Source organism: Streptomyces mobaraensis (assembly GCF_020099395.1).
Classification (GTDB): domain Bacteria; phylum Actinomycetota; class Actinomycetes; order Streptomycetales; family Streptomycetaceae; genus Streptomyces.
Genome location: NZ_CP083590.1, coordinates 882879 through 892525, shown reverse-complemented (window position 1 = coordinate 892525; position 9647 = coordinate 882879). Strand labels below are relative to the sequence as shown.

Sequence of the window (9647 nt, the reverse complement as noted above, 5' to 3'; positions counted from 1 at the left end):
CCGCCGCGCGTACCGGTCGTCGCCCGTACCGGCCGCCGCGCGCACCGGCCGCCGCGCGCACCGCCCCGCGGCCCGTGTCGCCGAACGACGTGAGGGAGCACCGCAGATGCCACCGGATTCCCCCGCCCCCTCCGGGCCCCTCCGGCCCGCCCGGCGGCACGTCCTCGGTCTCGGCGCCGCCCTGGGCGGGGCCTTCGTCCTCCGCGGTGCTTCGGCCACCGTGACCGGCCACCCCCCGGAAACCCCGGCCGCCCTCACCGCCCTCACCGTGCGCACCGGCGATACCGTCACCCTCGCCCGCACCACCCGCCTCCGCCGCCTCACCGTCGAGCCCGACGGCGTCCTCACCGCCCCCGAGGGCAAGGATCTGACCCTCACCGTGGACGGGGTCGAGACCGGTACCGTGCCGACAGCCGACGGCCGGCTCCGGATCACCCCGGGGACCTACCGCGGCGACGTGGCCGTCACCGTGACCGAGCGGTACACCGTCCGCCACTACGGCCTCACCTTCCCCTTCCGGCAGGCCCTGTACGTCGGTGCCGACGGCCCGGACCCCGCCCGTTCGGTCCCCGCCGCGCGGCGCGGCGGCCGGGCCGGCCGGTGGGCGGCCGAGGGCCTGACCGTCGTCTCCACCGGCGCGGTCTTCAACGGCGTCCACGTCGACGGCGGTTCGTACCTGCTGCGCGCCCCGCGCGTCGACCTCACCGGCGACGGCCGCTGCGACTTCGTCGGCTACGGCGCCGCCCTCACGGCCACCGGCCCCGGGACCCGCCTGGTGGTGGACGGGGCCCGGATCACCTGCCACGGCGTGACGCGCGCCGCGCTGGTCGCCACCGGCGGCGCCACGGTCGTCGTCCGGAACTCCCTGCTGCGCACGCGCGACGGCACGCTGCCGGCCGGCTACCGGCCCACCGTCGACCCCCGCCACATGAGGGCCGCGCCCTGGCTCCTCGGCATCACCGGCAACGTCCGTACCACCAACCTCAGCGGCAGGGGCACCACCGTCGCCTACCTCGCCTCCACCCTCACCTCGGAGGGCTGGGGCGTCCTGTCCTCCGAGGGCGGCAGCGCCGGCAGCCGGCTCGCGGCGGTCAACAGTCGGGTGACGACGGCCCGCAGCGGCTACGGCTCCTACGTCTGCGGCGGCGTCACCCAGCACCTCCTGGGCTGCGACCTCGACGTCGCCGACTACGCCGCCGTCATCCGCGACGGTTCCCTGCACTACGGCGACAGCACCCGGGAAGCGGTACGGAGACTCGCCGCTGACTGGCGGCTGGGCCTGACGGAGGCGGAACCGGCCGCGCTCACCCCGCGCGCCACCACCATCCGCTCCCGCCGCTTCGGCGTGATGTGGCACGGCCCCGGCCGCCTCCGCGTCGACGGCGGCACCGTGCTCGACACCGTCGGCCCGGTGCTCCTCGGCAAGGGGCAGCCCGCGCGGATCACCGTCGACGGCTCCCGCGGCGCGCGCCTGCGGTCGGCCGGCGGCGTGCTGATGCAGCTCATGGACGACGACGACCCGGGCCCGCGCGGCCTCGCGGAGCCACAGGAGATCGTCGGCCGCGTCTACCGCGACCCGCCCGGCCCACCCGTGCGCGCCGACGGGTCCGACACCACGGCCCCCCATCCCACCGAGGTCACGGCCGAGTTCACCGACACCGACCTGACCGGGGACTTCCTCAACGGCACGCGCGGCGGCACCCGCCGGCTGCCCGGCCTCGGCCTGCGCCTCACCCTCGTCCGTACCCGCCTCACGGGCGTCGTATCCGCCACCACCGCCCGGCACCGGATCGCCGCCGTCGACGCCTCCCACCTCCGGGAGCTGGGCGTCGTCACCAACACGGCGTCCCCGGTGGTCAACAACGGAGTGGACCTCACCCTCGGCCCGGGCAGCCGGTGGACTCCCACCGGCACCTGCCATCTGTCGGCCCTCCGCCTGGACCGCACCGCCCGGCTGACCGCACCGCCCGGCATGAGACTGGAAATCACCGTCGACGGCCGTCCCGTCGTCCCCGCGCCCGGCGGCGGATGGACCGGCGCGGTCGCCGTCCGAATCCGCCCAGCCGGTCCGCGCCCGGCACCGAGGACCGACGGCCCGGGACCGCCGGCCGACGGCTCACGCCCGGCGCCGCACCCGCAGCGTCCCCCCGGCGAGCCATGACCGTACGACGGCCCCCCGCTCGGTGGCGCGCACCGTGGCCACCTCGGCGATGCCGGGGCGCAGCGGCTCCGGGCCGGGGCCGGGCGGGAGGGCCGGGCGGTCGGCGTCGAAGGCCGCCTTCACGGACGCCGCGAACGCCGGTTCGGCGGCGGTGAGGGCATTCCACGCGACCGTCGGCCCCGTCCCCTCACGTGCGGAACGGCCCGGTCCGCGCGGCCCCGCCCGGCGCCGGCACCTCCTCGGCCGGAGCGCCGCCGATCCGGTGGAACCGGCCCCGGTAGCTGAGCAGCGGACGCGCCGACGGCTTCACCTTGCACGCGGTCACCCATCCGATCGTGAGGAGGTGGTCGCCGTTCGGCACCTGGCCCTCCGTACGGCACTCGAACACGCAGGCCGCGTCCGCCAGGATCGGATGGCCCCCGTTCGGCGCGGGGTGCCAGCCGATCCCGTGGAACTCGTCGCCCGCGCCGAAGCGTTCGGACGAGGCGAACCAGCGGGCTACCGGCGCCTGGTGCTCCTGGAGCAGGTTGACGACGAACCCGCCCGAGTCGGCGATCGCGCCGGAGAGCCGGCTGCCCCGGCGCAGGCACACGGAGAGCAGCTCGGGGTCCATGGAAACGGAGGTGACCGATCCGGCGGTCATCCCGGCCGGCCCGGCCCGGGTGAGGACCGTCAGCACCGCGACGGCCGTCGGCAGGTGCCGCATCGCCGCCCGGAAATCCCGCTCCGCCAGTCCGGTACCCGCCGTGTGTTCCATCGGTCCGTCCTCACTCCGGCCCGCGCGGGTGGGACCCCGGGCGGGCGGGTCGACAAGGCGACCAGCACACCTCGACCATACGCCAGGACGTTACGACGATTATCGCCGTCGTGGGGAATCCCTTCCAACGGGGTATAGGGGACCGGAAGTCGGTCGGACGATCCGTTTATTGGCTGTACGGACCATGGGATTTGGGGTGACTTCACCCGCTCGGAACGGCGGCTCGTTTACGCTGGAAAGCGCGGCGATTTCCCCGTGCCGCCGCCTATTCCGCGTGTTTCCTTCGCCTTCCGAGCCGGATCGTCGGTCCCTTCGGATGGTCGGCCCGCAGGACGACGAAAAGCGTCCGGCCCCTGCCCCCCGGCCGGACCGCCCGGCCCGCGCACGCCCGCCCGCGCCCCCCGGGAGAGACCACCGCCATGCCGCCCCTGCCCCCGCACCGCACCGCCCCCGCGCCGCACCGCCGCTGGTGGATCCTGGGCGTCCTGAGCACGGCCCAGCTGCTGGTGGTGCTCGACGGCACCGTCATGAACATCGCGCTGCCCTCGGCCCAGGCCGACCTCGGCTTCTCCGACGGCGGCCGGCAGTGGATCGTCACCGCCTACGCGCTCGCCTTCGGCAGCTTCCTGCTGCTCGGCGGCCGGATCGCCGACCTGTTCGGGCGGCGGGCCGCCTTCCTCGCCGGCCTGGCCGGGTTCGCCGGCACCTCCGCCCTCGCCGGCGTGGCCGGCGGCTTCGGCGTCCTCGTCGCGGCCCGCGCCGGGCAGGGCCTCTCCAGCGCCCTGCTGGCCCCCGCCGCCCTCTCGCTCGTCGGCATCACCTTCACCGAGCCGGGGGAGCGCGCGACGGCGTTCGGCGTCTGGGGCGCGGCGGCCGGTGCGGGCGGCGCGGTGGGCATGCCGCTCGGCGGCGTCCTGACGCAGTACCTGGGCTGGCGCTGGGCCATGTACGCCAACACCGTCGTCGCCGGCCTGGCGCTGGCCGCCGGGGCGCTGCTCCTCGCCCGGGACCGGCACCCCCGCGCCTCCCGGCTCGACGTCCCCGGCACCCTGCTCGTCGGAACCGGCCTGTTCTGCCTGGTCTACGGCTTCGCCGCGGCCGGGAGCCACCCGTGGTCCGCCGTCGCCACCTGGGGGTTCCTCGCCGCCGCCAGCGTCCTGCTCACGGCCTTCGCCGGGTGGCAGACCCGGGCGCGGCACCCGCTGCTGCCGCCGCGCGTCGTCCTGGACCGCGACCGGGCCGCCTCCCTGATCGCCCTCCTCCAGACCAGCTCGGCGGTCTTCGGCGTCTTCCTCTTCGGCACCTACTATCTCCAGCGCTCCTTGGGGTACGGCCCGGCCGCGACCGGGCTCGCCTACCTCCCGATGATCGCCGCGCTCATCGCGACGTCGCCGCTGGCCACCCGCGTCCTCCTGCCGCGCCTCGGGCCCCGGACGGTGATCGCGGCCGGCGCGGCCCTGGCCGCCTCCGGCCTCCTTCTGCTGGGCTCCCTCGGCCTCGACAGCCCGTACCCGACCGCCGTCCTCCCGGCGCTCGTCCTCGCCGGCGCCGGACTCGGCACGATCATCACGGCCACCACCAGCCTGGCCACCCTCGGGGTGGCACCGGACGACTCCGGGGTGGCCTCGGCGACCGTCAACACCATGCAGTACGCGGGCGGTTCGATCGGCGTGGCCCTGCTCACCACCGTCTCCACGGCCACCGCCGCCGCCCGCCTCGCCGGGCGCGCCGGCCCGGACGCGGCCGCCCGCGCCCAGGCCGACCTCGCCGGCTACCACGCCGCCTTCCGCTGCCTGGCCGCCGCCTTCGCCGTCTGCCTCCTCGTCGCCGTCCCGCTCTACCGCCGCTCACCGACGGCCCGCCGCACGGACGCGGCACCGGAACGGGCGGGGTGACGGGCGGCGTCGCCCCGAGCGGCCGTCCACCGCCCGCCCGCCGTAAGGCCGTTGATCTTTCTAGGTCGGATGACCTAGCCTCGGGCCATGGACGACGACATGCACGGCGACATGGACGACGACATACAGGCCGACCCGGCGGGCCCGGTGCTCGTGGCGGGCGGTTACGGGACGGTCGGCGCGGAGCTGGCCCGCCTGGCGGCGCCGCACTGGCCGCTGCTGCTCACCGGCCGCACACCCGGGCGGGGCAGGGCCCTGGCCGAGGAGACCGGCGCGGAGGCGCGCCGCTGGGACCTGACGGATCCGGAGCCGTTCCGGGCCCGGGTCCGGGCCGTGGTGGGCGCGGTGAACGACCCCGACGACCGGATCCTGCGCGCCGCGCTCCGGGGCGGGGTGCCCTACGTGGACGTCACCCGCTGGACCGCGCGGCTCCAGCGCGCGGCGGCCGTCGCGGCCCTGGCGCCGCCCCGGGCCCCGGTCCTGCTGTCGTCCGCCTGGATGGGAGGGGTCACCGCGCTGGTCGCCGCGGCGCTGGCGGACGAACTGGGCGGTGCCGCCGCCGTGGAGATCGCCGTCCGGTACGACCTGAAGGACCGGGCGGGCGCCGACTCGGTGGAGTTCATGGACCGGCTGGGCCTGGACTACGAGGTGACCGAGGGCGGGCGGCGCCGCATGGCCGTGCCGCTCAGCGACGCCCGGTGCGTCACCGTCGGCGGACACCGTACGAAGGTGGCGCGGATCGACACGCCGGAGCAGTTCACCCTGCCCCTGTCGCTGGATGTGGAGACGGCGACGACCAGGATCGGCTTCAGCTCCGGCACCTCGACCGCCGCCCTGCTCGCACTCAAACGGACGGGCTTCTTCCGCTGGGGGCGCGGCGACCGGTTCACCGGACTGCGGCGCTCACTGCTGTACGCGCCGGGCGGCGGGGGAGTGGCCCGCTGCCGCGTCGACGTCCGCGGCCGGGCGGGCGGGTGCCGCTCGGCGCTGGTCGCCGACCCCGCCGGACAGGCCCACCTCACCGCCGTCGGGGCCTACGCGGGCATCCGGCGGGTGCTCGGCGAGGACGGTGCCCCGCCGCCCGCCGGGCTGGTCTTCCCGGAGCACACCCCGGCCCCGCGCGACGTCCTCCCCGCGCTGGAACGGGCCGGGGTGGAGGTGAGCGTCGCGTGACCGGCAAGCTGACCCGGCAGGGCAGCGCCCGCCGGGCGGCCCTGCTCGACGCCGCCGAGGCCGTGCTCGTCGCCCAGGGCAACGCGGACACGTCCCTGCGGGCCGTCGCGGCCGAGGCGGGCGTCCGCCTCGGGCACCTCCAGCACTACTTCCCGACCCGGGCGGAACTCGTCAGGGCCGTCCTGGAACGGGCGCTGGACCGCTCGCTGGAGCGGCTGACCGGCCCGGCCGGCCTCAGCGGCCCCGACCGCGCCGCGCCGGCCGAGGCCGTGGCCGTCGTCCTGGCCGAACAGGACGACCCGCACCTCGTCCGGCTGTTCGTCGAGGTCTGGGCCCTCGCCGCACGGGACGAGGCCATCGCGGGGGCGGTCCGCGCCTTCTACCGCCGCTACGCGGACCACGTGGCCGCCTACGTGCGTGACATCCGGCCGGAGTGGTCCGCCGAGCACTGCCGGGGCCGCGCGGAGACTTTCGTGGCACTGATCGAGGGCGCGTCCCTCCTCCGCTCGGGCATCGCGGGCCACCGCTCGGCGGCGACGGACGCGTACCTCGTCGAGGCGGCGGTTCGGCTGCTGCGGGACTGAGACGGACGGCGGGGGCACCGTGCCGGCGCGCGGATCACCGGGCAGGCCGGTGCCGGCCCGGCGTGGATCACCAGGCTCGCCGGTGCCGGCCGCCCGCGTTCAGACCGGAACGCGTACCGGCTCGACACCGCCGCGGGCCCGGCCGAACCCGCCGGCCAGGACTGTGCGCCCGCGCCCGCCGCCCCGCCCCGCGGCGCGCGGCCGGAGCCGGAGGATGCGGGAGACGCCGAGCGCCTGGACGACGAAGACCGAGGAGAAGGCGATCCGGTAGTCGTCGCCGGTGGCGTCCAGCAGGAGGCCGACGGCCAGCAGCGTCGCCATCGACGCGATGAAACCGCCCATGTTGACGATGCCCGACGCGGTGCCCTGCCGCTCCGGCGGGTTCGCGGGACGGGCGCAGTCGAAGCCGATCAGCGACGCCGGGCCGCACGCGCCGAGCACCAGGCAGAGCGCCGCCAGCAGCCCCATCGGCGCGTGCGCCCCCGGCCAGCCGAGCACGGCCGCCCACACCAGGGCGGTCGCGGCCACCGTGCCGAGCGCCAGCGCCGTCCGGGCGGCGGGACGGCGGGAGACCACCTGCCCGTACACCGGCCCGACGGCCATGGCGGACACCGCGGACAGGGCGAGCAGCCCGCCGGCCGCCTCCCGGGTCAGGCCCTGCGCCTGGACGAGGAACGGGAGCCCCCACAGCAGCATGAAGACCGTGGCCGGGAACTGGGCCGTGAAGTGCACCCACATGCCCAGCCGGGTGCCCGGCTCCCGCCAGGCGGCGGCGATCTGCCGCCGGACGTACGCGGCCCCCGCGGCCGGCACGGGCGGCGGAGTGTGCCCCTCCGGGTGGTCCCGGAGGAACAGCAGGGTGAGGACGAGCACCAGGGCACCGGCCGCCGCGCTGCCCGCGAAGGTCACGGTCCAGCCGAGACCGTGCAGCGCCCGGGGGATGACGAGCGTGGAGACGAGGTTGCCGACCGTCCCGATCAGCGCCGCCACCTGCGAGATCACCGGCGCCCGGTGGGCGGGGAACCACCGCGAGCCCAGCCGCAGCACGCTGATGAACGTCATGGCGTCCCCGCAGCCGAGCAGCGCGCGCGACGCCAGCGCGGTGCCGTACGTCGGGCTCAGCGCGAAGCCGAGCTGTCCGGCGGTGAACAGCGCGGCGCCGAGGACGAGGACGCGCTTGGGGCCGAGCCGGTCGATCATCAGCCCGACGGGGATCTGCATCCCCGCGTAGATCAGCAGCTGGAGGATCGAGAACGTCGACAGCGCGGACGCGTTGATGTGGAAGCGGTCCGCGGCGTCGAGCCCGGCGACCCCGAGGCTGGTCCGGAAGACGATCGCGACGAGGTACACGCACACGCCGACGCCCCACACCAGCGCGGCCCGCCGACCGCCCGGGGGCTCCTCCGGCACGGAGGGGGAGGGAGAAGGGGACAGGGAGGGGAACCGGACGCGGGCAGGGGTCGGCAAGGTGGGGGCTGAGGCGGGGGGCATCCGTACAGCTTAAGAGGGCCAATAAGAGGATAAGTCCGTTTTGGGCGGTGAATTCGCTCACGTGGCGGCGGTCACGCGACGCCCGCTCCCCGTCCACCCACGTGATGGGTTTGGGCGGATAACGTCAAATAGCGACAAAACCGCGTGACGGTGCCCCCGGGCAGGGCAGACTGTTGCGGGGGCTTGGAGCCGTGGACCTGTCGCCGGGGCTCCGGAGCATGTGGGCCCGCGCGCTGTGGGCGGTGCGCCGGCGAGCAGGGGGACGGATGACGCAGTCGATTCCGCGATGGTCGCACGCTTCGGCCGAGCGCGCTCCGGCCCGGGGCCCGGCGGACCGCCGCGGCCGTACGGTGGTGGTGATCGGAGCCGGCCCTTACGGCCTGTCGGTCGCGGCGCACCTCCGCGAACGCGGCCTGGCGGTACGGGTGTTCGGCGAGGTGATGGGCAGCTGGCGGCACGCGATGGCGACCGGCATGTACCTGAAATCCACGCCCGCGGCCACCGACCTGTCGACGCCCCGGGCGGACGGCCGGCTGGCCGACTTCCGGCGCGAGCGCGGGGAACCGGAGCTGACCGAACTCACCCCCATCCCCTGCGAGGTCTTCGTCGCCTACGGGATGTGGTTCGCCGCGAGGTTCGTCGACGACGTCGACCCGCGACGGGTGACGTCCGTCGAACGCGATCCGGGCGGCTTCACCGTCCGGCTCCACGACGGCGAGCCGGTGCCGGCCTCGGCGGTGGTCGTCGCCACCGGCCTGGGCGCGCTCGCCCACATCCCGCGCGAGCTGCGGCGGTTGGCCCCGGGAGGTCCGGGCCCCGACGCGCTGCTGTCCCACACCAGCCACCACACCGACCTCTCCCGGTACGCCGGGCTGCGGGTCGCCGTCGTCGGCGGCGGGCAGTCGGCCCTGGAGAGCGCCGCCCTGCTGCACGAGGCCGGCGCCCGGCCGTCCGTCCTGGTCCGCGCCCCACGGGTGCGCTGGGGCGACACCCCGGTCCTCGAGCGGCCGCTCCTCGACCGGCTCGCCCGGCCGGCCTCGCCGCTCGGCACCGGCTGGATCCTGGCCGGACTGTGCGCCGCACCCCAGGCGGTCAGCCAACTGCCCTCGCCCGCACGGCTGTTGATTCACCGCCGCGCCCTGGGCCCCTCCGGCGGCTGGTGGCTGCGCGACCGCGTCGAGGGCGTCGTCCCCGTCCACACCGGCTGCCGCGTCGAGCGCGCCGACGCCGTGGGGGAGCGGGCCCGTATGACGCTGACGGGCCCGGGAGACGCCCCCCGGGAGCTCGTCGCCGACCACGTACTGGCCGCCACCGGCTACCGCGTCGACCTCGACGCCCTCACCTTCCTGCCCCCGCCTCTGCGCCGGGCGGTGATCCGCGTGCCGGGCTCGGGGGCCCCGCGTCTGACCGGCGCCTTCCGGTCGTCCGTCCCCGGCCTCTACTTCACCGGCGCCCTGGCCGCGCCCATGTTCGGGCCGATGCTCCGCTTCGTCGCCGGCACCGAGTTCGCCGCCCGGCGCATCACCCGCCACCTCGCCCGGCACGCACCGCGCCCCTGACCCCGGGCCCGCTCACACCACGCGCGT

The 9647-nt window shown here is 76.4% G+C and carries 8 protein-coding genes; 5 read left to right on the top strand and 3 right to left on the bottom strand.

Features of this window, described 5'->3' with window-relative positions:
* The first annotated feature begins 106 nt into the window (after window positions 1-106).
* A complete protein-coding gene (locus K7I03_RS03645; RefSeq protein ID WP_185941992.1) occupies window positions 107-2161 on the top strand; it encodes a hypothetical protein in 2055 nt (684 codons plus the stop codon).
* Here the strand turns inward: K7I03_RS03645 and K7I03_RS03640 are convergent.
* Window positions 2117-2284 carry a hypothetical protein gene (locus tag K7I03_RS03640; protein ID WP_224346853.1) on the bottom strand — a complete coding sequence of 56 codons (168 nt, stop codon included), beginning with the start codon at window positions 2282-2284 and terminating at the stop codon, window positions 2117-2119. The two genes, K7I03_RS03645 and K7I03_RS03640, sit on opposite strands and share 45 nt — an antisense overlap.
* A 64-nt stretch (window positions 2285-2348) precedes the next feature.
* Entirely contained in the window at window positions 2349-2918 is a 570-nt protein-coding gene (locus K7I03_RS03635; protein WP_185941991.1) for a flavin reductase family protein, read from the bottom strand.
* A 419-nt stretch (window positions 2919-3337) separates the two neighbouring features.
* Between K7I03_RS03635 and K7I03_RS03630 the strand changes: the two genes are divergently transcribed.
* The 3 genes from K7I03_RS03630 (at window position 3338) to K7I03_RS03620 (ending at window position 6570) form a co-directional block, all read left to right on the top strand.
* A complete protein-coding gene (locus K7I03_RS03630) occupies window positions 3338-4813 on the top strand; it encodes an MFS transporter (protein WP_185941990.1) in 1476 nt (491 codons plus the stop codon).
* A gap of 87 nt (window positions 4814-4900) precedes the next feature.
* Window positions 4901-5986, top strand: coding sequence for a saccharopine dehydrogenase family protein (locus K7I03_RS03625; protein WP_224346852.1), 1086 nt, complete (start codon window positions 4901-4903; stop codon window positions 5984-5986).
* On the top strand, window positions 5983-6570 hold the full coding sequence (locus tag K7I03_RS03620; protein WP_185941989.1) for a TetR/AcrR family transcriptional regulator: 588 nt from the start codon (window positions 5983-5985) through the stop codon (window positions 6568-6570). Before K7I03_RS03625 ends, K7I03_RS03620 begins: the two co-directional genes overlap by 4 nt.
* A gap of 99 nt (window positions 6571-6669) precedes the next feature.
* On the opposite strand, the gene K7I03_RS03615 is transcribed toward K7I03_RS03620, so the two are convergent.
* Window positions 6670-8061 carry an MFS transporter gene (locus tag K7I03_RS03615; protein WP_224346851.1) on the bottom strand — a complete coding sequence of 464 codons (1392 nt, stop codon included), beginning with the start codon at window positions 8059-8061 and terminating at the stop codon, window positions 6670-6672.
* Between the two features lie 266 nt (window positions 8062-8327).
* Between K7I03_RS03615 and K7I03_RS03610 the strand changes: the two genes are divergently transcribed.
* Window positions 8328-9620 carry an FAD-dependent oxidoreductase gene (locus tag K7I03_RS03610; RefSeq protein WP_221902785.1) on the top strand — a complete coding sequence of 431 codons (1293 nt, stop codon included), beginning with the start codon at window positions 8328-8330 and terminating at the stop codon, window positions 9618-9620.
* Window positions 9621-9647 lie beyond the last annotated feature (27 nt).

Excerpts from the sequence above, each read along its gene's own strand:
- K7I03_RS03610 (WP_221902785.1), top strand. The coding sequence starts at position 8,328 with ATGACGCAGTCGATTCCGCGATGGTCGCACGCTTCGGCCGAGCGCGCT.
- K7I03_RS03625 (WP_224346852.1), top strand. The coding sequence starts at position 4,901 with ATGGACGACGACATGCACGGCGACATGGACGACGACATACAGGCCGAC.
- K7I03_RS03630 (WP_185941990.1), top strand. The coding sequence starts at position 3,338 with ATGCCGCCCCTGCCCCCGCACCGCACCGCCCCCGCGCCGCACCGCCGC.
- K7I03_RS03645 (WP_185941992.1), top strand. The coding sequence starts at position 107 with ATGCCACCGGATTCCCCCGCCCCCTCCGGGCCCCTCCGGCCCGCCCGG.
- K7I03_RS03635 (WP_185941991.1), bottom strand. The coding sequence starts at position 2,918 with ATGGAACACACGGCGGGTACCGGACTGGCGGAGCGGGATTTCCGGGCG.
- K7I03_RS03615 (WP_224346851.1), bottom strand. The coding sequence starts at position 8,061 with ATGCCCCCCGCCTCAGCCCCCACCTTGCCGACCCCTGCCCGCGTCCGG.